This is a genomic window from Pseudomonas sp. 13B_2.1_Bac1 (assembly GCF_025466155.1).
GTDB classification, from domain to species: domain Bacteria; phylum Pseudomonadota; class Gammaproteobacteria; order Pseudomonadales; family Pseudomonadaceae; genus Aquipseudomonas; species Aquipseudomonas aylmerensis.
The window spans coordinates 122,699-145,457 of record NZ_JANLOH010000113.1; the positions used below are offsets into that span (position 1 = coordinate 122,699).

Consider the following 22,759-nt stretch of genomic DNA (forward strand, 5'->3'; position numbering starts at 1 on the left):
ACGCTGCGACATATTCGGTCATCGGTAAGCAGGCCAGTGGTTGCGACTTGGGCAACCCGGATTTTTTCGCAGAAAAACAGGGGTTTTCCCCGCCTGCGAGTACCGGAAATGACTGATTCAGCCCGTCAGGTCATGCACTGGGTCTGACACGGGATGCAGCACAAAATTCGCCGTAATGGCACAATTGCCCGCGCAACGCCCTACTCCAGACAGGATTCCCCATGCTGCAAATCAAGACCGACGCCCTGATGGCCACTCCGTGCGACGAAGAAGAAGACAACATGGCCATGCTCTGCTGCCACGGCAAAAACGGCGAGATGTTCATGCTCACCCGTTACCCCGACGAAGACGAAGTCGAGCTGACTTGGGACTACGAGCCGTCGACCCTGGATGGTCTGAAGGTCATCCTGAGTGACACGGCATTGCTGGTCGAACTCGCTGCCGGCGATGCCGATGCACTGGGTGGCAAGGATCAACTGCAGATCAGCCATGGCACTGCTGCCTCGGACCTGGCCGAAGTTGAAGCGACCTTGCAGAACATCCTCAAAGGCACGGGTACGTTTATCCGGACGTAGTGGCCGGGCAAGCGGGCTTGTTGTGGTGAGCGCTTGTTGTGTGGTGAACGGGGCCTGTTGTGGTGAGCGGGCTTGCCCCGCGTTGGGCTGCGCAGCAGCCCCATCAAGATCGCCGCGTTCATCCAGGGGGACCGCGTTCTCTGGTTTTAGGGCCGCTTCGCAGCCCAACGCGGGGCAAGCCCGCTCACCACAAAAAAGCCCTATTGCCACAAAAATCCCAATTGCCACAATAAGCCCTACTGCCACAAGAAGCCCTATTGCCACAACAAGCCCGCTCACCACAGGAAGCCGGATAGTCATAGGAAGCCGGATAGCGCCAGTAGCCTGCTTGCCAAGGAAGCCCGCTTGCCACAGCACAAAGGAGCAATTTGCGCGCCCACACAAAATTCCTACAAGTTTTCCCAAAAATACTCGTCACGCCGTTAGTCGCCGCCCCCTGCCATGCATTAAAGTAGGCGCCCCAGGCTGTCGTTTGTTGCAAGACGTACAGGCTCATCTCTCCAGGAACCGTCATCGATGGAACATCGTGAAGCGCTGCTCGCGCTGCGAACCTTTCTTTCTACGCAGATTCTCGGCCAGGAAAAACTCATCGATCGCCTGCTGATCGCCCTGCTCGCCGACGGCCATATGCTGGTCGAAGGTGCACCGGGCCTGGCCAAGACCAAGGCGATCAAAGAGCTGGCCGAAGGCATCGAAGCGCAGTTCCATCGTATCCAGTTCACCCCCGATCTATTGCCAGCCGACATCACCGGCACCGAGATCTATCGCCCGGAAACCGGCAGTTTCGTGTTCCAGCAAGGGCCGATCTTCCACAACCTGGTGCTGGCCGACGAAATCAACCGTGCCCCGGCCAAGGTGCAGTCGGCGTTGCTGGAGGCGATGGCCGAGCGCCAGGTCAGCGTCGGGCGCAGTACCTACGACCTGTCCCCACTGTTTCTGGTGATGGCCACGCAAAACCCCATCGAGCAGGAAGGCACCTACCCGTTGCCCGAAGCCCAGCTCGACCGCTTCCTGATGCACGTCAAGATCGGCTTCCCCGATGCCGCCGTCGAGCGGCGCATCCTGCAGCAGGCGCGCGGCGAGGCGCTCAACGGCGAGACCAAGCCCGAGCGCCGCGTCAGCCAGCAGGCGATCTTCGCCGCGCGCAAGGAAATCCTCGGCCTGTACATGGCCGATGCGGTGGAGGAATACCTGGTGCAACTGGTCATGGCCACGCGCACCCCGGCCAAGTTCGACCCGGAGATGGCCGAGTGGATCGCCTACGGCGCCAGCCCGCGTGGTTCCATCGCCCTCGACCGCTGCGCACGCGCCCATGCCTGGCTGGCCGGGCGCGACTTTGTCAGCCCGGAGGATATCCAGGCGGTGCTGTTCGACGTGCTGCGCCACCGCATCATTCTGTCGTTCGAGGCCGAAGCGGCCGGCATTGACCAGGACCGCGTGGTGCAACGCATTCTCGACGTCGTTGCCGTCGCTTGAACCCCATGAACGCTAGCGATGGAATCCGCGTCACACTCAGCGAATTGATTGAGATGCGCCATCGCGTGCGCGAAGTGCAGCTGTTTTCCACCCCCAGCCAGCGCAGCCCGCTGATCGGCTTGCATCACTCCAAATTGCGCGGGCGCGGTGTCGACTTCGACCAGGTGCGCGTGTACCAGGCCGGTGACGATGTGCGCACCATCGACTGGCGCGTCACCGCACGCACCCAGGAGCCGCACACCAAACTGTTCCACGAAGAACGCGAACGGCCGATTTTCATCATGGTCGAGCAAAGTTGCCGGCTGTTTTTCGGCTCGGGGCAGATGTTCAAATCGGTGCTCGCCGCCCAGGCCGCCAGCCTGATCGGCTGGGCCGCGCTGGGGCATAACGACCGCGTGGGCGGGCTGGTGTTCGGCGACAGCGAGCACTACGAAATCAAACCGCGACGCAGCAAGCAAAGCCTGCTGCAACTGCTCAACCGCCTGGTGCGCGTCAACCAGAGCCTCAACACCGAAAGCCGCCCGGAAGCCGACGCCCTGGGCATGGCCCTGCGTCGGGGCCGCGAAGTGCTGCGCCCGGGCAGCCTGGTTATCGTGATTTGCGACGAGCGCGCGCTGACCGAAGGCGCCGAACAACAACTGAGCCTGTTGTCACGCCATTGCGACCTGCTGCTGTTGCCGATTTCCGACCCGCTCGACCACGCCCTGCCCGCCGCCGGTCTGCTGCGCTTTGCCGAACGCGGCGCGCAGCTGGAGTTGGACACGCTCAACTTCGACCTGCGCCAGGCCTACAAGGCCCAGGCCGAAGCGCGCATCGCCCGCTGGGAACTGCTCGCGCAAAAACTGCGCATCCTGCTGATGCCCCTGAGCACCCAGAGTGAAATGGTCGAGCAACTGCGCGAGTACCTCAACCCTCAACGCCCGGTTAAAAAGCAATGAGCAGCCTCGACCAGCTGCAACCGCTGATCGCGCCGCCGACCATCGGCTTCTGGCCGCCTGCGCCGGGTTGGTGGCTGTTGCTGGTGATCATCCCGTTGCTCGCTTGGGGCCTGTGGTCGCTGCGGCGTTTCCTGCCTGCGCGGCGTCCCGTGGCGCGCGCCGAACAACCGCTGGATCCGTTGCGCATCGCCGCCCTGGCGGAGCTGGCGCTGATGCCCAAGCCCTACGACGGCGCCCCTGCCGGTGCCTGGCTGCAACAACTCAACGGCCTGCTCAAGCGCCTGTGCCGCAACGACTACCCCTATAGCCAAAGCCACACCCTCAACGGCCGCAAATGGCTGGCATTCCTCGACAACCGCTGCCCCGCCGCCGGCCTGACGCGCTGGATGGTGTTGGTCGAAGGCGCCTACAAACCCGAATGCAAACTCGACGACAAGGCCATCGCCGGCCTCACCCAGGCCGTCGACACCTGGATTCGCAAACATGTTTGAGTTCGCCTGGCCGTGGATCTTCATCCTGTTGCCCTTGCCGTGGCTGATGCGCCTGGTGTTGCCGGTGGCCGACAGCGGCGAGCCGGCCCTCAAGGTCAGCTACCTCAGCGACCTCGAAGGCCTGGCCCGGCGCCGTGCCCGTGTCAATCTGCCGGGTTGGCGCCAACAGGCACCGTTCGTGGTCCTGTGGCTGCTGCTGTTGACCGCCGCCGCGCGCCCGGAATGGCTCGGCGAGCCATTGCCAATCGCCGCCAGTGGCCGCGACCTGCTGGTGGCGGTGGACGTGTCCGGCTCGATGGATTTTCCCGACATGCACTGGCAGGACGATGACGTCAGCCGCCTGAGCCTGGTCAAGCATCTGCTCGGCGACTTCCTGGAAGAACGCGAAGGTGATCGCGTCGGCCTGATCCTGTTCGGCAGCCAGGCCTACCTGCAGGCGCCGCTGACCTTTGACCGCCACACCGTGCGCACCTGGTTGGACGAGGCGCGCATCGGCATCGCCGGCAAGAACACTGCGATCGGCGACGCCATCGGCCTGGCCTTGAAACGCCTGCGCCAGCGCCCGGCGCAAAGCCGCGTGCTGATCCTGGTCACCGACGGCGCCAACAACGCCGGGCAGATCGACCCGCTGACCGCCGCGCGCCTGGCCGCTGAAGAAGGCGTGAAGATCTACCCGATCGGCATCGGCGCCGACCCTGAGCAAACCGGCTCACTGGGCATCCTCGGCGTCAACCCGAGCCTGGACCTCGATGAGCCCGCGCTCAAGGCGATTGCCGAGGCCACCGGCGGGCAGTACTTCCGCGCCCGCGACGGCGAAGAGCTGCAAGCGATCAAGGACACCCTCGACAAACTCGAACCGGTCGAACAGCAACCGACCCAGGCCCGCCCGGCACTCGCGCTGTACAGCGCGCCGCTGGCCCTGGCACTGGTATTGAGCATGCTGCTGGTGATCCAGGAACGCTGGCCGAACAACGCGCTGCAACGGTTGTTGAACAAATTGTCGACCCGTGGGCGTTTCCTGCAACAGCATCCCGAATGGCGCCAGCGCCTCAAACGCCTGCGTCTGCGGAGGCGTCGATGATCGACCTGTGGCCGCACTGGTTCCGTCCCTGGTGGCTATTGCTGCTGCCCCTGCTCGGCTGGCTGCTGTGGCAACTGTGGCACCGGCAAAAACGCGCCGGGCGCTGGCAGATGATCCTGCCGCCGGCCTTTCATGCGATGCTGCTCAGCGGCGGCAATGGCCGCGAAAGCAAATCGCCGTGGGTGGTGCTCGGCATCGCCTGGCTGCTGGCCGTGCTGGCATTGCTTGGCCCCAGCTGGCAGCGGGTCGAACAGTCGAGCCAGAAACCTTCTGATCCCTTGGTGGTGCTGCTGGAACTGACCCCGGAGATGCTCGCCACCGACAGTCCGCCAAACCGCCTGGAACAGGCGCGGCGCAAGCTGTATGACCTGTTGCAGGCGCGCACGGATGCGCAAACCGCCATCGTCGTGTACGCCGGCAGTGCCCACACGCTGGTGCCGCTGTCCGACGACCTGGCCACCAGCCGCAACCTGCTCGATGCGCTGCGCCCCTCGCTGATGCCCGAAGTAGGCCACCGCGCTGACCTCGCGGTGGAAAAAGCCCTGGGCCTGCTCAAGCAAGGTGGCCTGGGCCAGGGCCGGCTGTTGCTGATCGGTTCTTCCTTGTCCAAACAGGAACGCCAAGGCATCCGCCTGTTGCTGCAAAGCGGCCAGGCGCCGAGCCTGTCGATCCTCGGCATCGGCAGCCGCGAAGGCACGCCGGTGACTCAGGAAAGCGGCGAATTCCTCAAGGACGAACAGGGCGCGATCCTGGTGCCGCGCCTCGACAGCCCGACGCTCAAGGCCTTCGCCAGCGAAATGGGCGGCCGTTACCGCGCCGCGCGCCTGGACGACAAAGACCTGCGCCAGCTCGGCGTGCTGGACCCGCCGCAGACCCTGCGCAACGACGGCCAACTGCTGCACCTCGACACCTGGGCCGACCAGGGTTATTGGCTGCTGCTCCCGCTGTTGCTGCTCGCGGCCTGCGCCGGGCGGCGTGGCTGGCTGTTCTGCCTGCCGCTGCTGCTGTTGGTTGCACCGCAACCCAGCTATGCCTTCGGCCTGCAGGACCTGTGGCTGCGCCCAGACCAGCAAGGCCAATACCTGCTGAAGAAAAAACGCCCCGCCGAAGCCGCGGAGCACTTCGAAGATCCGCAATGGCAAGGCGTCGCGCTGTACGAAGCCGGCAACTATGCCGAGGCCATCAAGCGTTTCGCCCAGAGCAATGACGCCTACGCCCACTACAATCGTGGCAACGCCCTGGCTAAGTCGGGCGAGCTGGAGGCGGCGATCGATGCCTACGAACAGGCCCTGGAAGCCCAGCCGGACCTGCAGCCGGCCCTGAAAAACAAGGCCCTGGTGGAAACCCTGATGCAGGAACAGGCAAACCCCGAGCCGCAAAAACCTGCAAAAAACCAGGATGACGAAACCACGCAACCCGGCCAAACTGCGCAACCAGGCGCCAGCGGGCAAAGTGCCACGGGTGGTGAGCAGTCGTCCCAGGGACAGGGCGAAGCCGGCACCGGTGATACCAAGGCCAGCGCCACGCCACAACCCGGCGGTAACGAAGTACCGGGCAGCGAACTCGGGGATGAGCAGACCACCACCCCGCCACTGCGCCCTGCCGACGCCAGCCTCGACGGTGAACATCGCCAAGCGCTGGAGCAGTGGCTGCGGGAGATTCCGGACAACCCCGGCGAACTGCTGCGGCGTAAATTCTGGTACGAACAGCAACAACATCAGGACAAGACTCGATGAGCCGCCGCACGACCCTACTGCTTTTGCTCGCGCTGTCGGCAGGCCACGCCCAGGCGGCGAGCCTGGTCGCCAGTGTCGACCGCAGCCGCCTCAATTCCGGCGAGACGGTAGAGCTGACGGTGGAATCCAGCGACGTTACCCAGTTCGGCAAACCCGACCTGTCACCGCTGGACGAGCAGTTCGAAGTCAGCGGCACGCGCCAACTCAACCAGCTCACCACCCTGGGCGGCGACAACCACGCCACCACGCGCTGGATCATCACCCTGCTGCCCAAGCAAAACGGCACCGTGGTGATCCCGCCCCTGCAAGTTGGCGAGTACAAGACCCAGCCGATCAGCCTGCAAGTGGTCGAAACCACCAGCCAGGACAGCAGCGCGGAACTGGCGCCGGTGTTCGTCGAGGCCAATCTCGACCAGACCAGCGTGTACGTGCAGGCCCAGGCACTGTTGACCGTGCGCGTGTACCACTCGGTGTCGCTGTATGACGACAGCAGCCTCACGCCGTTGCAGATCCCGGATGCGCGGGTCGAGCAGTTGGGCGAGTCGCGCACCTACGAGAAAGTCATCAACAGCATTCGCCATGGCGTGATCGAAACCCGCTACGCGATCTACCCGCAACACAGCGGCGCCCTGGAGGTTCCCGCCCAGACCTTCAGCGCGACCCTGGTGGAATCGCGCCCGCCACAGGAAAACACCTTGCAGGGCACCAAGCCCGGCAAGCTGATCCACGTGAGTTCGACGCCCTTGTCGCTGACGGTCAAACCCAAGCCGGAGCTCTACCCCGCCGACGCCGCCTGGCTGCCGGCACGCAGCCTGACCCTGAGCGAAAGCTGGAACCCCGAGCCCGAACACGTGCAGGTCGGCGACTCGCTGACCCGCAGCCTCACGGTCAAGGCCGAAGGTTTGTCCAGTGCGCAACTGCCGGCCCTGCCCAGCACCGACATCAACGGCCTGCGGCGTTACCCGGACCAGCCGGTGCTTGGCAACCAGACCAACGACCGCGGCCTGATCGGTAGCCGTGAAGACCGTGAAGCCTTGGTGCCCAATCGCGTCGGCGCCCTGGAGTTGCCCGCCGTCGAAGTGGTGTGGTGGAACACCCACGAAGACCATCTGGAACGCACCAGCCTGCCGGCGCGCACCCTGCAAGTGGCGAACAACCCGAGCCTGGTGGTGGACACCCCCGCCACGCCGACCATCATCACCGCTCCGGACGACAGCCGCCTGTGGCTGTGGCAACTGAGTACGCTGATTCTGGCCTGCACCACCTTGTTGGGCTTCGGCCTGTGGTGGCGTGCACGCTGGCAGCCGGCGGTGCTGCGCGCGGCGCAAACCGGCCCGAGCCCGCGCTCCCTGCTCGACGACCTCAAGCGCGCCACCCAGGCCAACGACCCGCAAGCCACGCGCCAGGCGCTGGATGCCTGGGCGCGCCAGCAGCCGGAAACCCTGGCGGACATGGCCGCGCGCTTTGTGCCGTTGTCGGATGCGCTGGATGGCCTGAATGGTGCGCTGTACAGCGAGAGCGGCCAGTACTGGCTGGGCGAAGACCTGTGGCGCGCGATCAAGGCCATCCCGATGGCCGAGCGTGAACTCGATCCGGCGACCGATACCACCAGCCTGCCGCCGCTGTACCCCAAGTAAGCCGGACTCAGCCACACCACAAAACCCTGTGGGAGCGGGCTTGCCCGCGAAAGCGGTGTGTCAGTCACTGATGATTTGCCTGACCCAGCGCCTCCGCGGGCAAGCCCGCTCCCACAGGAGTCAGCGCAACGCCTAGCCATGCCCGTCATTGGCTCTGGAGCGATTGGCATCCAGATCCATGCAGAATCCCTGGGCCATAGTGGGCACGGTTCAAACTGTGGGAGCGGGCTTGCCCGCGAAAGCGGCGTGTCAGTCACTGATGATTTGCCTGACCCAGCGCCTCCGCGGGCAAGCCCGCTCCCACAGGGGTTAGTGCAACGCCCAGCCATGCCCGTCATTGGCTTTGGAGCGGTTGGCATCCAGATCCATGCAGAATCCCCGGGCCATAGTGGGCACGGTTCAAACTGTGGGAGCGAGCTTGCCCGCGAAAGCGGCGTGTCAGTCATTGTTGATTTGCCTGACCTACCGCATTCGCGGGCAAGCCCGCTCCCACAGGGTTAGTGCAACGCCTAGCCATGCCCGTCATTGGCTTTGTAGCGGTTGGCATCCAGATCCATGCAGAATCCCCGGGCCATAGTGGGCACGGTTCAAACTGTGGGAGCGGGCTTGCCCGCGAAGGCGGCGTGTCAGCCACTGGAGGTGTTGCTGACACACCGCTATCGCCGGCAAGCCAGGTGCTACAGGGCTTACCTGTGTGTTAGTCGGTGATGTAGCGCACGCCTGGCTTGGCGCGTTCATCCACCACCAGCTCGAAAATATCCGGACGCGCGTAGTGCCCTACCACGTCGTAGTCATACCGCGCGCGCACCAGGTCATCGGTGTCGATCTGGGCTGTCAGCAGCCCGGCACCTCCCAGCAACGGCCCGGCGAGGATGTCGCCCATCGGCCCGACAATCACGCTGCCGCCCGCGATCAGCGGCCGCTCCGCCGGCCAGTTGGCAACCTCGATGCCCAATGCCTCGGGCGAGGCCTGTACCTGGCACGCACTGACCACAAAGCAGCGCCCTTCATGCGCCACATGACGCATGCTGACCTGCCACATCTCGCGCTCATCCACCGTCGGCGCACACCACACCTCCACGCCCTTGGCGTACATCGCGGTGCGCAGCAGCGGCATCATGTTTTCCCAGCACACCGCGCCGCCGACGCGGCCGACCGCGGTGTCAATCACCGGCAAGGTCGAGCCGTCGCCCTTGCCCCAGATCAGCCGTTCGGTGCCGGTGGGCATCAACTTGCGGTGCTTGGCCACGAGGCCGCCGGTGGGTTCGAAATACAGCACGGTGCAATACAACGTGCTGGCGCTGCGTTCGATCACGCCGATGACCAGGCTCGCGCCGGTGCGCGCTGCCAGGCCGGCCAAGGCCTCGGTCTCTGCGCCAGGCACGTCGATGGCATTGGCGAAATAGCGGGCAAAGGCTTCGCGGCCCTCGGGCAGGCGATAGCCCAACTGGGTGCCGAAGCCTTCGCCTTTGGGGTAGCCACCGAGCAAGGCTTCGGGCATCACCACCAGCTTCGCGCCACTGCGCAGGATCTCGTCCTCATAGCCCAGGATCTGCTCAAGGGTTTGGGCTTTACCGCCCGGTAATGCGCCAATTTGCAAAGCGGCCACGGTAGAAACAGGCATCACTATCACTCCGAACAAGGGGGGGGTTGCCCATTCTTGCGCCAGGCTCGATCATGAATAAAGCCCACCTCAGTGCTGAATGATATGAGCCAAATAAATATCACCCAGGTCGACCTGAACCTGCTGAAAACCTTCGAAGCCCTGCACGACGAGTCCAGCGCCAGTCGCGCGGCCTTGCGCCTGGGCGTCACGCAATCGGCCATCAGCGCAGGCCTGCGGCGTTTGCGCGAGGTGTATGACGATCAACTCTTCGTGCGCACCGGACGCGGCCTGGCGCCCACGTTACGCGCCAATCAGTTGAAGCCGGTGATCAGTGAGGCGCTGGAGCGTTGCCGGCAGAGCCTGGCGATGGTCCATCCGGACAATCCGCATTACCACGGACGCTCGGTGGTGCTGGGGCTGTCCGATGACTTCGAGATTGCCTACGGTCGTCGTCTGATGGACGCGATTGCACTGCGGTTGCCGAAGCTGCGGGTGATCTTCCGGCAGACGCACAGCCAGATCGTCGCCGGCGCCCTGCTCGACCGGACCCTGGACCTGGCGATTACCGCCGGAGGGTTCGCCCACGGCCGCTTGAGTCGGCAGGTGCTGGGGGAAGGTGATTACCGCTGCCTGGTGGATTCGGACCAGGCGAGTATCAGCCTGGAGGAATTCATCCGCCGTGAGCATGTGCTGGTGTCATCTGGCGGGTTTATCGGCATCACCGACGAAGCCCTCGCCGCGCAGGGGCTGAACCGGCATGTGTGTGCGTCGACCAGCCATTTTGCCGCGCTGCCGTATCTGCTCAAGGGCAGCCAGGCGGTGGCGACCATCCCCGGGCACGCCGCGCAAGCCATCGCCGGGCTGACGGGTTTGCGCATGCTGCCCTGCCCGCTGGCGTTGCCGCGTTACCCGGTGGAGCTGGGCTGGCGCACCCAGGCCCAGCTGGACCCGATGCTGCTTAAAGTGCGCGAAGCGATTGTCGAAGGCTTTACTTCGCCGCAGCCATCAGCTTGTTGACTTCACTGCGCACCATGTTGGAGAACTCCGGTGGCGACATGCCGTCGAGTTCCGCGCGCACCCATTCAGCCCACTTGCCCTTGCGCTTGGCGCGCTCACCGAACAACCGCGCCGCTTCGCCCTTGGCCTTGCCCAGGTTGGTTTGCCACAGGTCGTAGAGGCGCGACTTTTCATCTTCCAGCTCGGCGCGTTCGGCGAGGGTCTTGTTGGCGAGATTGAAGCTCATGTTGAATTACCTGCTGCACAAATAGGCGACATCTTACACTGTAGGTCGAATTTTCCGGATTCGGATTTTCCCGGCAAGCACGTCCAGGCAAAAAAACTGCAACTTTTGCCGCCGCCCGGCACTCCATTGTTCACTGTCACATTCACCTGCAAGGAGTCACACCCATGGCCCGCAAAACCGCCGCCCAAGCTGTTGAAGATCAAATCAAGGATCAAGCGTTCAGTGAACTGACGGCGCTGATCGAAGAATCGGACAAACTGCTCAAAAGCAGCGCTTCGCTGGTAGGTGAGGAAGGCGAAACCCTGCGCGAACAGGTCGCCATCAAGCTCAAGCAGGCGTTGGATTCGGTGTCCAACGTGCGCGAACGCAGCAAGCCGGTAGTGGATGCCACCGAAACCTACATCGGTGGCCACCCGTGGCAGACCGTGGCCATCTCTGCAGGCTTCGGCCTGGTGGTTGGCCTGTTGCTGGGTCGCCGCAACTGAGGCGCCGGGGCTGCGCCGCGCGCAGCCCCTCCTACCCCTGCGCCAGTTCTTGTAGCTGCCGCAAATCCTTCGCTTCAATCTCGATCCCTGCCGCCTGCGACTTCGCCCGAGTGCGATGACGTCGATCTCCAGGCAAACGCCGCAACCCCGCCGCATGCATCTGTCGCACCAGTTCCTGGCTGCGCTCGGCGAAGCTTTGCCCGGCAGTTTTGCTTGGGTCGATCACAATCAGCAACTGCCCGGTCCAGGGTGTACGTGCGCCCGGATGGTCGGCCCAGTTGAACTCGAAGGAAAAGTTACCGCCGGTCAAGGCGGCCGCCAGCAGTTCGACCATCATCGACAGCGCCGAACCCTTGTGCCCGCCAAACGGCAGCAACGCACCGCCTTCCAGCACCGCCTTGGGGTCAGTGGTGGGCTGGCCGAGGCTGTCGACGCCCATGCCCGGCGACAAGCGCTCGCCCTTGCGCGCGGCAATCTGCACGTCGCCGTGGGCGATCGCGCTGGTGGCCAGGTCGAAGACAATCGGCAGGCCATCGGCACGCGGGGCGGCGAAGGCGATGGGGTTGGTGCCGAACAGTGGCCGGTCGGCGCCGTGGGGCACCACGCAGGTCATGCTGTTGACCACGCTCAAGGCCACCAGCCCTTCTTCGGCGAAGGGTTCGACATCCGGCCACAGCGCGGCAAAGTGATGGGAGTTGTGGATCGCCAGCAGCGCGATGCCGGCACTGCGGGCCTTGTCCACCAGCAGCGCACGCGCCGCTTCAAGTGCAGGCTGCGCGAAGCCGTTGCCGGCATCCACGCGCACGAAGCCGGAGGCGACGTCGGTGACCACCGGCGTGGCCTTGCCGTCGACCCAGCCACTGGCCAGGGTGCTGAGGTAGCCGGGGATGCGAAAGATCCCGTGGCTATGGGCGCCGTCACGCTCGGCGCTGGCGCAGTTGTGCGCCAGGATCGCGGCGACTTGTGGTGACGTGCCGTGCTTCACGAACACGGTATGCAGCAACCCCACCAGGTCGTCAAAACCGATGAGCGCTGTTGCGTTGTCAACTATCGGGGACTGGGCAGACATCTGTAGCTCCGATTTTATAATTGGAAGAGACAACAAGAATCCAGACCGCCGATTAAACAACGCCTCCCGTGCCTGCTGTCAACGGGCGCTTGCAAAGCGTGCCAGTTATCTACCGCCCTGCCCACCGTGCCAGCCCTTACTTTGGGCCTCCTACCCGCTGCAACAACGGAGAATGCACCATGGCGCGCGTGACCCCACCGTACTTTTTCGATGAATTCCTTCGCCCGACCCGCCGCAAGGAGCCTACGCTACGAGAGCGCGCGCTGGGGTTCACGATCAGGGACCTCGAGTGGCTGCACACGCTGTACTACGCCACTCACACCGCACGCCAGGACGCCACGGTGCATGGCGCTTCCATGCAGGTCGACAGGTTGCTGGTCAACCTCAGCGGCCAACCCGCCATCGCGCTGGCGGGCGCGTTCCTGATGAGCCCGACGCCCGACGACGGCAAGGCCGTGCTCTATACGCCTTACGGTGGACTCGAGCTGTTCGACCACCGCACCACCCTGATCAGCGCGCTCGAAGAGCGCCTGGCAGACCCCAGCCAGCGCAGCGAGTTGCTGCAATTTGTGACCATCGACACCCGTGACGCGCTGCCAGCCGGTGCGCACCTGGCGGTGACCACGACCGTCATCCAGGGGGCGGTGATGCAGGATCAAGAGGATGCGATCCGCGCCAGCCAACAACAAAATGTCGCGGCAATGCTCAGCCAATTGCGCCAACTTCCCAGCCTGCGCGCGATGCTCGACACCTTGCTCGGGATCATGGCCCACCCTCATTTCCGTGGTCTGAAACAGGCCGACACCCGCGTGAATTCCTTCACCGTCATGGGCGGGCACTGGGTCGCCTCTGAGCCATTGCGCGACACGCTGTTGCGTTTTTATGTGCAGCAGGCCTGGCCGGCAGGCCAGACGCACACGTATTGCAATCTCGCGCATGACACCAGCGCCTTCACTCCGAAGCAACTGGCCGAGGACCAACAGCGCTGGGACAACGTGGTCGAACAGACCAGCGCGATCCTCTCAACGTTATTGAGCAGCCTGCTGCAGACCTACTGGCATGAAGACTTCGACGGCACGCAGTCACGCCTGCAGTTTTTCGCCCGGGTGATCAGTGACAAGTTTCGCGCCGACCTGCTGCTCAAGCACCAGGCATGGATCGTGTCCACCGAGGAAAGCCAGAAACTGCGCGCGCTGTTCCTGCCGGACCAGGCCGCACGCAGCGCTTTCGATCCGCAGCTGAATATCGAGAAAGTGCGCGTGCATGCGCCTTTTCAACACTACGTCGACCTCGCCAGCACACTGATGATCAGCAACACCCACGCGTATCTCTACACCCAGTCACGCGGCTTGCAGGTGCTCGCGAACCTGCAAGACCTCAACGACGCGCTATTGGCCATGCTCAAGGCCGCCGGGCACGAGGATGAGCTGCTCAACTTCCTCTCCGTGGAGGAGCGCAGCGTGTTTATCGGCATGGATCAAGTAGAGGTGACCGGCAAGCCCGTGGTCGGCGATGTGTTTCAAGAGACACTCGAGGACATTGTCAGCAAGCAGCTCGACAACCTCGAATATGCGCTGGGGCTATATCGGCGCAGTGGCGGCGACGTCGACCTGGCGGCCTTGCTCGACAGTGCCCTGGATGTGCGCGCCATGCTCGACAGTCGGTTGCTGGCCGAGGAAACCGAAGGGCGCTGGAGCGTGCACCCGGTCACCCGCAGCGAGGGCGGTCCGACCACGGTGCTGGCGGAAAAAGCCAAGCGCCACCTGCAGCGCCTGCAGGCCGTCGACGCCGCCATGGCCGAGGAGCGCAGGCGCCATCCCACCTTGCGCAGCCTGGCAGCCCACGTGCTGGCAGACAAATTGGCCAGCAGGCACCTGGAGCTGCAGCCCGACGCCGTCTTTATCAATACCTATCCTACGCCTGCGCTGGAGCGCGAAGAGCGCTTGCCTCGGACGTCGTCCAGCATGGTCCAGCACTTGATCGCCCGCCTGGCCCGGCAAGCCACTGCGCTGAGTGAATCGTCGCTAACCTGGTTCTACGGACCGTACAGCGCCGGTGCCGCCCATCAGTTGCACAACCTGGGCGTGGTTACCTTCAATGCGATTATCGACGAGGCTTTGCGCACGTTTGCAGAAAACGACCTGCGCACGCTGCCCAACCTGCTTCTGGAGCAACACCAGGCCCACCTCAGCCAGGCGTTGTTGCAGGGGTTGACGGGCGAGGCGCAACTGCGTTGGCTGCACAAGAGTCTGTCCGCCGACAGCGTCGCGCTACTGGACAGCGTGCTCAACGCCGACGGCATGAGTCGGCTGACCCGCCATGGCCTCAACGGGTTCATACCGGATGCGTTTGGCTTGACGTTGAGATTCGGCACGGACAACACGCCGCATGCCCTGGCCAATTGTTTTGTCTTGACCGAGCGCGGCGGCATTGATCCGTTCAACTCGGGCCTGGCGCTGCTGTGGACGCCGCGCGGTGGCTATGAGTCATTTGGGTCGATCAAGGTGTTGTGCGACGCACTGGTGCGACGTTTGCGCGATCCCCTCAAACGTCTGCCCTTGATGGAAAACCTGCCGGTCTCGCAGTACATGCCCCATCGGGTCTGCCAGCTCGGTCCGCTGCGACGTATCGACGATCACCTGCTGCACAACCGGCAACAGACCTACAGCGACTTCATGCGTGACGAGATTGATCATCTGTTCTCGATGCGATTGAGCGCAGAGCGCTTTCAGGACTGCATGGATAACCTGATCCGACGGCCACCGCCGACCAACCTGCCGCGCGCCATCGCGATCGCGAAGGCCATTACTTACCAGCAGGCATTGCCGGTTTGGCTGGGCATGGCACCACCCCGTGAGCAGATCCTGCAGGCCGAGTTGTTGGAACAGTATCGCGTCAGCGCACCGGACGAACGTGACTACCTGCATGGCATCACGCCCATGCGCAATGAGGTCATGGCCCTCCTCTCGGACCTGCTCGGCAAGCGCTTTGCGGGGCAGGCGATCAACCCGGAACACATATTGATCCCCGGTCGTATCGACCTTGCGGGCAATATCCAGACCCTCGCGGACTTCGCGCTGCGGCACTTGCCCCAGCTGAACGGTGACGATATCCGCCCACGTTCGCGGACCGCCACGCCATTGCCAAAAGAACTGGACGGCAGCGCCGTGGTGCAACTGGTTCGGCAAGTGGGGTTGAAAAAGCTTTACCAGGAGAGACTTACCACCCTCCTCGCAAGTGATACCGAGGACAGCCGCCAACGGCGCCACCTGTTCTGTCGGCAGTTGCCGTGGCAGTTGCTGCAATACGCCCATGAACAAACCCTCGAGGAGCGATTGTCCGCATCAGCCTGGCGCTACATCCAGCAAATCCTTGATATGCCGGATGCCGTGGCGCGCGACGCGGTGGCGGGCGTCAATGCAACCATTCGCCCGCTTGAGCTGATCGCCACCCCGGGCGCAGCGTCGGTCAAAGTCTTGGGTTGCTACCTGATCGGGGCGAAAACCGGGGCTGTCGGGCCCCTGATCCTGTACGCGCCTTACAGCCCCAGTCACCTGCTGAAGGAATACGCGCATGAAGCTGCCTTGATCGACGCGATCACCAGCCCCGGCGCCCTGCAGGAATGGGTCGTTGGCCAAATGCAGGAGCCCCATCAGGCCACCTACCGCAATTTGCTCGGCGAGCGCTGGGCCCGCGAGCTCTCGGAAATCCGTCTCGGTGCCTCGCCCATCGACGGCAACCTGCTGAGCCGGCTGTATCAAGACAACCTCGAGATGCTGCAGCAGATGCTCGACACGCAGTTTTCCCACGCGTGCAAGGCGCAATGGGACGCTATCACCAGCCTGTTCAGCGAGGGCATTCCCAAGACCTTGCAGTTCATGGCCGGAAAGCTGGCCTACCCGCTGGTGGTATGGCGCAGCTACCAACAGTTCCAAATCTCCGCCGAGGACCTGCAGCAACACCGCTGGCAACACGCGCTAAGAGCCTTTGTCTGTGGCGTGGCGCAACTGGCTGCACTGGGCAGGGAGGTGGATAGGCTGCTGCCCCAGGCCCCGGCTATGCAGAGCCAGGTCAAGCCCTCATCGGAACAACCGACGGTGGCGAACCTGGACATCACCGGGCCCTTGCGCACGCAACTGCAAGCGTTTGAAACCCACGATTTTGCCCTGAGCGAACTGGAGTTGCGTGCACTGACCCTTCCCTACCGGGATACGAGCGGTGCGCATCATTTCGTGCCATTGGCAGGCAAGGTGTACCGGGTGAAACAAGCCGGCAAGCACTGGCGCCTGAGCACAGGCGACCTGCACGGCCCGTATGTGCAATGCGATGCCCAGGGCACCTGGACGCTGGATTTCAACCGGCACCACCCGCGCTACGGCAAAGTCCTGAGTCGCTTTACCGACAAGCTCTACACGCTGGCGGCCGAACGCGACGCGATCAATATCGAAGCGGTGGGCATGCAGGAAATCGAGGCGACATCCAGTTGGAAGGCGCAGTGCATTGACGAGGCGCTCAATGTCGCGACGTACTACGCGGTCAACTGCAAGCGCAACCTCAGGCACTTTATGCCGCTGCGCGATCCCAACAGCCGGCTCGGGCAGTTCTTTGGTGAGTTGTTCGGCGTGGTCACGATGACGCCCGCCCAGGTGCAAAGGGTCGAGCGGCGCGTCGATGAGGTGCTTGATGAGTTGACCAATCCCACGCTGATCGGCGCCAACTCGAAGCGCTTCGTCAGCGGCACTCATCGCTACGATACGCAATTCACCTATGCCTTCGTCGTGCCCGAAGACCAGGAACAGAAAATTTACTTGCTGGACCGTTTTTTCGATCCGGATATGGACGTCTATCAGAACCGCCTGAAAACGCCCTTCGACATTTCTGCCCACGCGCGGGCAACCGTGTTGATCCACGAGATCTCCCACCTCAAGTCCCTGACCGAAGACCTGGCTTACCTGGACAGCATGCGACCGTTCCCGGACCTGATCAACGTCAAGGCCAGCGGTGCGTGGCAGATGAAGACCGAACTCGACGACCTGCGCCAGACCGCGCTGTCGATCTCTACGCCGGCCAGCATCCTGTTCAAGGTGTGGGACGAGGTCAGCGAGGAATGGGAGGATTTCGGCAGCTACAATGGCACCAAGATGCTCAAGGATAAGGTTCTGGACGCTACCGGTGCGCGCAGCCTTACGCAGGCCCGGGATATTTTCATGAGCGACGCCGACAAACGGATCGACACGATCCTGGCCAATGCCGACTCGGTGACCTGCATCATCAGTGATATTGGGCGCAGTCTGGAGACGGGAGCCTGAACAGGCTCCCGGCGGGTGTATCAGTCTTTCTGGTCGCGCAGGATATTGCCGGAAGCCCCGTCGATGCGGGCTTCATACACGGTGCCGTCGGACTTGCGCCCTTTGACTTCCCAATAGCCGTTGTCATCGGCTTCCGCCGCGTAGACCTCGACGTAGCCGGCCTTGGTCTTGGCCACCTCGATAGCCTTCTCGATGGTGATCCAGCCTGCGCCCGGCTTATCGGCCAGGGCGGCGCCCGCGCTGAGCAAAGCGGTGGTTGCACACAGGGCGACTAAGGTTTTCTTCAGCATGTTCGTACTCCATTGTGGGAATGACGGACTCGTGTCCTCGGTTTTCTGATGTTTTCAAACGAGAATAAGTTCCAATTGATGTGCAATCGCCATGATGGCTGTTCTCGCCGTCCGCCTCGGGAGGTTAGAATGTGCGAAATCAGGATGAGTTAATGAGCGAAAAGTCCCTTTCAGAAGCCGAATATGACGCCATCACCGACGCCGCCGCGCATTGGTGCATGCGCCTGCACGCGAATGATTGCACGCCGGCCGAACGTCAGGCTTTTACCCAGTGGCATGATTCCCACCCGTTGCACGCCTTTGAATACGCGGCGATGCTGGAGATCTGGGACGTCGCCGACCACCTGCCCCGCCATGAACCCACGTCGGTGGTGGTGCCGCTCAAACCGCGCAGCCGCCTGCGCACCTACGCGGTGGCGGCGGCGATCTGCCTGGCCGCCGTGCCCCTCGCAGCCTTTACCGGCTGGGAAGCGGGCTGGCTGCCCAGCTCCTACGAACGCTTCGAGGCCACCCAGCAGGGCCTGCGGCAGGTCACCCTCGGCGATGGCAGCCAGGTGGAACTCAACCTTGGCACCGAGCTGGTCTACAGCAACTACAAGGACCAGCGCCGGGTCACGCTGAAAAAGGGCGAGGCGTTCTTCAAGGTCAGCCATGACAGCACTCATCCGTTTATCGTGCGCGCCGGCCAAGGCCAGGTGCGGGTTACCGGCACCCAGTTCAATGTCTGGACGTATGAAGATCAGGTGCGAGTGATGCTGCTCGAAGGCTCGGTGCAGATTGCCAGCGACCAGGTGCACGGCAGCGTGCCCCTCACGCCCGGCATGCAGGCCAGCTATCAACTCGGCGATGCCACGCCGCGCATACGCCCGATCAGCCCGAATGACACCGCACTGGCCTGGCGCCAGGGCAAGCTGATCCTCGACAACCTGGCCCTGGCCGACGCGTTGCCGCTGATCAATCGCTACCTGACCAAACCGGTGATGCTGGCCGACGCCAACACCGGCGCGATCCGCATCGGCGGCATCTACAACATCAATGAGGTCAACAACCTCATCCCCTCCCTGCCCAAGGTTTTGCCGGTCTACCTGACCCAGAACCAGGACGGCAACCCCGTACTCAATTCCATCCCGCGTAAAGCCCCGAAAGGCTGAGCCAGCCCGCGCCGGTGAGGGCCTCGCTGCGCGTGCGGTGTCCATTTTTTTTACACCTGGACGCCCTGGACCGCCCGTGCTGGGCGGTGTCCTGCGTTTACCCGGCAAGGTGTTACACCGCTGATACAGCGAGGTGAAGCGTTTGCGCATGGGTGCGGTCAGTGCGCGTGTGCAAGGGCCTGTTTCATGGATGAAACAACCGTGACATCACTTTGCCGCTAATTAATCCCAATCCCTTGAATAACAAAGGTAAATAAAAAGCGGCACGCCTTCTGCTCTATCCCTTACAGCGCTGTTTAGGGTCAGCGCGAAGAATAAGGAATAGTGCCGTGGTCACTCACACTCAAGGTTCATTGAGCCTCCTCCTGGTCAGCTGCGTGCTGGCAACCAGCGTCAGCCTCCCAGCGCTGGCCGACGGTAACGGTGTGATTGTGATTGATCGCCATGTGAATCCTTACGCAATCGGCCGCACTCGCGGCGTCGACCCCTACCCCACCACCGCCAATGCCAATCCGTCCGCACAGATCGCCACGGTGACCAGCGTCGTCCTCAGCGACAACGACTTTGCGGGCATCACCACCGGCGCCAGTATCACCCGCAGCATCATGCCCAACGGCGATATCACCGGCTTGAACAACATCGGCGGCGGTATCGGCCTGGGTGCAGCCAGTGCGCCCGGCCACAGTGGTGGCGGTATCTCGGGCACGATCAACAGCGCGGTCTCACGTGGCCTAGAACCGCTGAACGGTATCAGCGGCATGGTCGGAGGAGCGATGAAATGAACCGTTCATGGATGCTTCTCGCGGTGCTGGGTTGCAGCGCGGCAATGGCCGACAGCAACAACAACGCCACCCTGGATAACTCGGGCAAGCAATACAACGGCGTGGTCATGCTTAACCAGGCCGCCGGTGACCAGCAGCAATTGAGCAACAACGTCGCCATCGCCACAGGCCACAACGCCCAGGCGAACATCAACGTCACGCAAAGCATCAGCGGCGTTCCCGCCGATCGCTCCCTCAACGCCAACGCGGCGATCAAGGGCACCTCTTTCAGCAACGGCAACGGTGTACTGAGCATCAATCAGTCGGCCGGGGCCCAGAACCAGATGATCAATGCCGTGCGGATCAGCATCAACGCAGGTCCGCAAAGCATCGACGACAGTGTCATGTCGCAACAGAACGTTGCGCTTGCAACAGACTCAGGATTGACCCCTACCACTGGCAGCCGCCAGGTCGTTACCAGCGACCAGGCCTTCACCGGCAGCCGTGGAGTGGTACAGGTCAACCAGAGCGCCGGGGTGGGGAACCGAGTGGCTAACACCCTGAACTTACGACTCAACTGATGGAGCTGGGTCGATAGCTAGACCGTACCAACACTTAACCAACTAATTAGAAGCAAGGAGATACACCATGAAAACTACAATGGCTCTCAAACCACTGGCTTTCGCTCTCGCTGCGCTCATGGCTGTTGCTGCTCAAGCGGGTCAACCTCACCATGGTGGTGGCGGCGGTCCACAACCAGCCCCTACCACGGCTGCCGCGACGACTACAGATGGTCAAAGCAACCACTCCAACGTGGTGATCAACGACAAAACCAAAAACAACGCTTCGGCCAATGACTCCTACAACCACATCAGTGGCGTAGCGAACGGCAACGTGCTGAGCGGTGACAACAACCAAGGCAAAAACGACGTGGCCATCGTTAACGGCGATGCCGACTTCGTGTTCGCCAGCACCGGCACCGCACAATCGAACACCGGCAACTTCGTGCTCAACAGCGGCACCAAAAACAACGCGTCGCTCAACGACAGCGGCAACAACTCTTCGGGCGTCCTCCAGCTGAACGCCGCATCGGGCACTTCCAACCAGGCCAGCAACAGCGTTGCAATCGCCTCGGGTAATGGCGACGGCGGTGCTGCATCCGCAGTCGGCGTTCAGGATGTGTCGGGCAACCTGACCCTCAACCTGAGCAGTGGCCATGGCTGGAGCGCCAAACCAGTGGTCAACAACGCCAGCGTGAACAACTCGCTGAACTACAGCTCTGGGGTGTCGAACTCCAACGTTCTGTCGGGTAGCAACAACCAAGGTCAGAACAACGTAGCAATCACTCGCTTCTGATCCTGAGAGGGCCTTGGCAACAAGGCCCTTTTTTATTCCAGTGTCCAACAGGTCATACGATCATGCGCCTCGTTGCCCTCTTCCTGCTGCTAGCACTCACCGGCCCGACCTGGGCGGGGCAAATGGCCGTGGTCATGCCCGGTGGTGGGTTGATCTACAAAAAGGTCGAGAGCATCCGCGAGCGCAAGTTCGCCAACCTGGTGGAACAGAAAACCGATTTCAGTTGTGGCGCCGCCGCACTGGCTACCATCCTGCGCCAAGCGTATTGGATGGACGTGGATGAAGAGCACGTGATCAAGGGCATGCTGGTCAACGCCGACCAGGACCTGGTGCGTACCCAGGGCTTTTCCATGCTCGACATGAAGCGCTACCTGGAAAGCATCAATATGCGTGCCAAGGGCTACCGGATCACTCCGCAAGTGCTGCTCACCGTGAAAGTGCCTGTGGTCGTGCTGCTGGATATTCGCGGCTACAAGCATTTCGTGGTCATGCAGCGCGCCGATAAGGACTGGGTGTACATCGGCGATCCCGTACTGGGCCACAAGCGCTACGCCACGGACGATTTCGTCAAGGGCTGGAACGGCATCGTATTCGCCGTGCTGGGCGAAGGCTACGACAAGGCCAATGCCCTGCTCGACCCGCCCACGCCACTGACCGCCAAGAACCAGCTGAACGAATTCAGCCCGGTACGCGACAGCGAACTGATGGACTTCGGTTTTATCCAGAGCGACTTCTTCTAGAAGCGCAATAAGGAGCAGGACGCTCCAGGAGCAGACGATGAACACTCTCGGTTGGCTGACGGTCATGTGCCTGGCAGCCTCAGCACCTGTTTATGCTTCGTCGGCGTTCAAGCCGATCGAGCTCAAGGATTCAGAAATGGCCGACCTGCGCGGCCGCTACGTGATGCCCGGGCGAATCGTGAGCTTTGGCATCGTCATGAGCAGTACCTGGACCAACGCCGCCGGTGCCACCGTCACCGGCACCGCCAACATGCAAGTCAACGCCTCCACCATCACCCCACAGTTCTACGTGCAGATCACCGGCAACGATGGCAACGGCGTGATCCAGCAGCCCAACGGCACCGGCACGGTCGTCGGTGGCGCCGGCCTGGGCACCGGCCAGGGCGTTGTGCAGAGCGTACGTGCCGCCGGTGACGGCAACACGGCCACCAACGGCGTCGATATCAACGTCAGCAAGAACGGCTTGGCGCCCGCCAACTTCGTCCAGTCCGGCCAGGCCTTGATGGCCGGCCAGCCGATTACCGGCGGCACCGCAGCGGGCCAGGTCACGGTCACCGCCAAGAATGGCGGGTTGCAAATGGCCCTCCAGGCCAATAACAACCAAGGCAATGTCGTGCAGCAAATTGGCGGCGGCAACGTGCTGCAAGGCACGATCATCCAAGGCAACAGCAACTTCGTGAACAACCTGACCCAGCTCAACGTGGTGCTGGGCAACAACGGCCTGAACAACATCACGCAAAACCTCAATCTGGATCAACTCAAAGGCCTACGCCCTGCCGGTTATTGAACTACGCTGAGCCACGACACTTACGCAT

The 22,759-nt window shown here is 62.8% G+C and carries 20 protein-coding genes; 16 read left to right on the forward strand and 4 right to left on the reverse strand.

What is annotated here, in order from left to right; genetic code table 11:
• Positions 1-221: 221 nt before the first annotated feature.
• From NTD80_RS29405 to NTD80_RS29435, 7 genes are all read left to right on the forward strand, one after another.
• A complete protein-coding gene (locus NTD80_RS29405) occupies positions 222-575 on the forward strand; it encodes a hypothetical protein (protein WP_262135768.1) in 354 nt (117 codons plus the stop codon).
• A 516-nt stretch (positions 576-1,091) separates the two neighbouring features.
• Positions 1,092-2,051 (forward strand): AAA family ATPase, encoded by a 960-nt coding sequence (locus tag NTD80_RS29410; RefSeq protein ID WP_003174327.1) that lies wholly within the window; start codon positions 1,092-1,094, stop codon positions 2,049-2,051.
• A gap of 5 nt (positions 2,052-2,056) precedes the next feature.
• Positions 2,057-2,989 carry a DUF58 domain-containing protein gene (locus tag NTD80_RS29415; RefSeq protein ID WP_049712996.1) on the forward strand — a complete coding sequence of 311 codons (933 nt, stop codon included), beginning with the start codon at positions 2,057-2,059 and terminating at the stop codon, positions 2,987-2,989.
• Positions 2,986-3,480 (forward strand): DUF4381 domain-containing protein, encoded by a 495-nt coding sequence (locus NTD80_RS29420; protein WP_262135769.1) that lies wholly within the window; start codon positions 2,986-2,988, stop codon positions 3,478-3,480. The genes NTD80_RS29415 and NTD80_RS29420 overlap by 4 nt, the downstream gene beginning before the upstream one ends.
• A complete protein-coding gene (locus NTD80_RS29425) occupies positions 3,473-4,561 on the forward strand; it encodes a vWA domain-containing protein (protein WP_106803625.1) in 1,089 nt (362 codons plus the stop codon). Before NTD80_RS29420 ends, NTD80_RS29425 begins: the two co-directional genes overlap by 8 nt.
• On the forward strand, positions 4,558-6,297 hold the full coding sequence (locus tag NTD80_RS29430) for a tetratricopeptide repeat protein (RefSeq protein ID WP_262135770.1): 1,740 nt from the start codon (positions 4,558-4,560) through the stop codon (positions 6,295-6,297). The genes NTD80_RS29425 and NTD80_RS29430 overlap by 4 nt, the downstream gene beginning before the upstream one ends.
• Entirely contained in the window at positions 6,294-7,934 is a 1,641-nt protein-coding gene (locus NTD80_RS29435; protein ID WP_065907885.1) for a BatD family protein, read from the forward strand. The genes NTD80_RS29430 and NTD80_RS29435 overlap by 4 nt, the downstream gene beginning before the upstream one ends.
• 697 nt (positions 7,935-8,631) lie before the next feature.
• On the opposite strand, the gene NTD80_RS29440 is transcribed toward NTD80_RS29435, so the two are convergent.
• On the reverse strand, positions 8,632-9,558 hold the full coding sequence (locus NTD80_RS29440) for a carbon-nitrogen hydrolase family protein (RefSeq protein ID WP_262135771.1): 927 nt from the start codon (positions 9,556-9,558) through the stop codon (positions 8,632-8,634).
• Positions 9,559-9,651: 93 nt separating this feature from the next.
• Between NTD80_RS29440 and NTD80_RS29445 the strand changes: the two genes are divergently transcribed.
• Positions 9,652-10,557, forward strand: coding sequence for a LysR substrate-binding domain-containing protein (locus tag NTD80_RS29445; protein ID WP_410017442.1), 906 nt, complete (start codon positions 9,652-9,654; stop codon positions 10,555-10,557).
• Here NTD80_RS29445 and NTD80_RS29450 read toward each other — a convergent pair.
• A complete protein-coding gene (locus NTD80_RS29450) occupies positions 10,529-10,783 on the reverse strand; it encodes a hypothetical protein (RefSeq protein WP_003190904.1) in 255 nt (84 codons plus the stop codon). The genes NTD80_RS29445 and NTD80_RS29450 overlap by 29 nt on opposite strands.
• A gap of 164 nt (positions 10,784-10,947) precedes the next feature.
• On the opposite strand from NTD80_RS29450, the gene NTD80_RS29455 reads away from it, so the two are divergent.
• A complete protein-coding gene (locus NTD80_RS29455) occupies positions 10,948-11,268 on the forward strand; it encodes a YqjD family protein (RefSeq protein ID WP_016979401.1) in 321 nt (106 codons plus the stop codon).
• Positions 11,269-11,299: 31 nt separating this feature from the next.
• Here the strand turns inward: NTD80_RS29455 and NTD80_RS29460 are convergent, their stop codons facing one another.
• The gene (locus NTD80_RS29460; protein WP_262135773.1) at positions 11,300-12,337 is read right to left on the reverse strand and encodes an Ldh family oxidoreductase; all 1,038 of its coding nucleotides are present in this window, start codon (positions 12,335-12,337) and stop codon (positions 11,300-11,302) included.
• Positions 12,338-12,516: 179 nt separating this feature from the next.
• Here NTD80_RS29460 and NTD80_RS29465 point away from each other — a divergent pair, with 179 nt between their 5' ends.
• Complete coding sequence (locus NTD80_RS29465; RefSeq protein ID WP_262135774.1) at positions 12,517-17,646, forward strand: dermonecrotic toxin domain-containing protein; 5,130 nt, start codon at positions 12,517-12,519, stop codon at positions 17,644-17,646.
• 20 nt (positions 17,647-17,666) lie between these two features.
• On the opposite strand, the gene NTD80_RS29470 is transcribed toward NTD80_RS29465, so the two are convergent.
• Positions 17,667-17,936 (reverse strand): PepSY domain-containing protein, encoded by a 270-nt coding sequence (locus NTD80_RS29470; RefSeq protein ID WP_016979404.1) that lies wholly within the window; start codon positions 17,934-17,936, stop codon positions 17,667-17,669.
• A gap of 152 nt (positions 17,937-18,088) precedes the next feature.
• On the opposite strand from NTD80_RS29470, the gene NTD80_RS29475 reads away from it, so the two are divergent.
• The 6 genes from NTD80_RS29475 (at position 18,089) to NTD80_RS29500 (ending at position 22,731) form a co-directional block, all read left to right on the forward strand.
• Positions 18,089-19,087 carry a FecR family protein gene (locus tag NTD80_RS29475; RefSeq protein ID WP_262135775.1) on the forward strand — a complete coding sequence of 333 codons (999 nt, stop codon included), beginning with the start codon at positions 18,089-18,091 and terminating at the stop codon, positions 19,085-19,087.
• A gap of 329 nt (positions 19,088-19,416) precedes the next feature.
• A complete protein-coding gene (locus tag NTD80_RS29480; RefSeq protein ID WP_065906514.1) occupies positions 19,417-19,869 on the forward strand; it encodes a hypothetical protein in 453 nt (150 codons plus the stop codon).
• Positions 19,866-20,429, forward strand: a complete 564-nt coding sequence (locus NTD80_RS29485; RefSeq protein WP_065906510.1) for an adhesin — start codon at positions 19,866-19,868, stop codon at positions 20,427-20,429. Before NTD80_RS29480 ends, NTD80_RS29485 begins: the two co-directional genes overlap by 4 nt.
• Before the next feature lie 67 nt (positions 20,430-20,496).
• Positions 20,497-21,204: a heme utilization protein gene (locus NTD80_RS29490; RefSeq protein ID WP_262135776.1), complete on the forward strand. Its 708-nt coding sequence runs from the start codon at positions 20,497-20,499 to the stop codon at positions 21,202-21,204.
• A gap of 62 nt (positions 21,205-21,266) precedes the next feature.
• Positions 21,267-21,944, forward strand: coding sequence for a C39 family peptidase (locus tag NTD80_RS29495; RefSeq protein ID WP_106804159.1), 678 nt, complete (start codon positions 21,267-21,269; stop codon positions 21,942-21,944).
• A 37-nt stretch (positions 21,945-21,981) separates the two neighbouring features.
• Complete coding sequence (locus NTD80_RS29500; protein ID WP_106804160.1) at positions 21,982-22,731, forward strand: hypothetical protein; 750 nt, start codon at positions 21,982-21,984, stop codon at positions 22,729-22,731.
• Positions 22,732-22,759 lie beyond the last annotated feature (28 nt).

Bases quoted from the DNA above. Each gene is read 5' to 3' on its own strand.
- NTD80_RS29455 (WP_016979401.1), top strand. From the start codon at position 10,948: ATGGCCCGCAAAACCGCCGCCCAAGCTGTTGAAGATCAAATCAAGGAT.
- NTD80_RS29430 (WP_262135770.1), top strand. From the start codon at position 4,558: ATGATCGACCTGTGGCCGCACTGGTTCCGTCCCTGGTGGCTATTGCTG.
- NTD80_RS29460 (WP_262135773.1), bottom strand. From the start codon at position 12,337: ATGTCTGCCCAGTCCCCGATAGTTGACAACGCAACAGCGCTCATCGGT.
- NTD80_RS29500 (WP_106804160.1), top strand. From the start codon at position 21,982: ATGAACACTCTCGGTTGGCTGACGGTCATGTGCCTGGCAGCCTCAGCA.
- NTD80_RS29435 (WP_065907885.1), top strand. From the start codon at position 6,294: ATGAGCCGCCGCACGACCCTACTGCTTTTGCTCGCGCTGTCGGCAGGC.
- NTD80_RS29420 (WP_262135769.1), top strand. From the start codon at position 2,986: ATGAGCAGCCTCGACCAGCTGCAACCGCTGATCGCGCCGCCGACCATC.
- NTD80_RS29410 (WP_003174327.1), top strand. From the start codon at position 1,092: ATGGAACATCGTGAAGCGCTGCTCGCGCTGCGAACCTTTCTTTCTACG.
- NTD80_RS29440 (WP_262135771.1), bottom strand. From the start codon at position 9,558: ATGCCTGTTTCTACCGTGGCCGCTTTGCAAATTGGCGCATTACCGGGC.
- NTD80_RS29470 (WP_016979404.1), bottom strand. From the start codon at position 17,936: ATGCTGAAGAAAACCTTAGTCGCCCTGTGTGCAACCACCGCTTTGCTC.
- NTD80_RS29465 (WP_262135774.1), top strand. From the start codon at position 12,517: ATGGCGCGCGTGACCCCACCGTACTTTTTCGATGAATTCCTTCGCCCG.
- NTD80_RS29485 (WP_065906510.1), top strand. From the start codon at position 19,866: ATGAACCGTTCATGGATGCTTCTCGCGGTGCTGGGTTGCAGCGCGGCA.
- NTD80_RS29475 (WP_262135775.1), top strand. From the start codon at position 18,089: ATGAGCGAAAAGTCCCTTTCAGAAGCCGAATATGACGCCATCACCGAC.
- NTD80_RS29425 (WP_106803625.1), top strand. From the start codon at position 3,473: ATGTTTGAGTTCGCCTGGCCGTGGATCTTCATCCTGTTGCCCTTGCCG.
- NTD80_RS29405 (WP_262135768.1), top strand. From the start codon at position 222: ATGCTGCAAATCAAGACCGACGCCCTGATGGCCACTCCGTGCGACGAA.
- NTD80_RS29450 (WP_003190904.1), bottom strand. From the start codon at position 10,783: ATGAGCTTCAATCTCGCCAACAAGACCCTCGCCGAACGCGCCGAGCTG.
- NTD80_RS29490 (WP_262135776.1), top strand. From the start codon at position 20,497: ATGAAAACTACAATGGCTCTCAAACCACTGGCTTTCGCTCTCGCTGCG.
- NTD80_RS29415 (WP_049712996.1), top strand. From the start codon at position 2,057: ATGAACGCTAGCGATGGAATCCGCGTCACACTCAGCGAATTGATTGAG.
- NTD80_RS29495 (WP_106804159.1), top strand. From the start codon at position 21,267: ATGCGCCTCGTTGCCCTCTTCCTGCTGCTAGCACTCACCGGCCCGACC.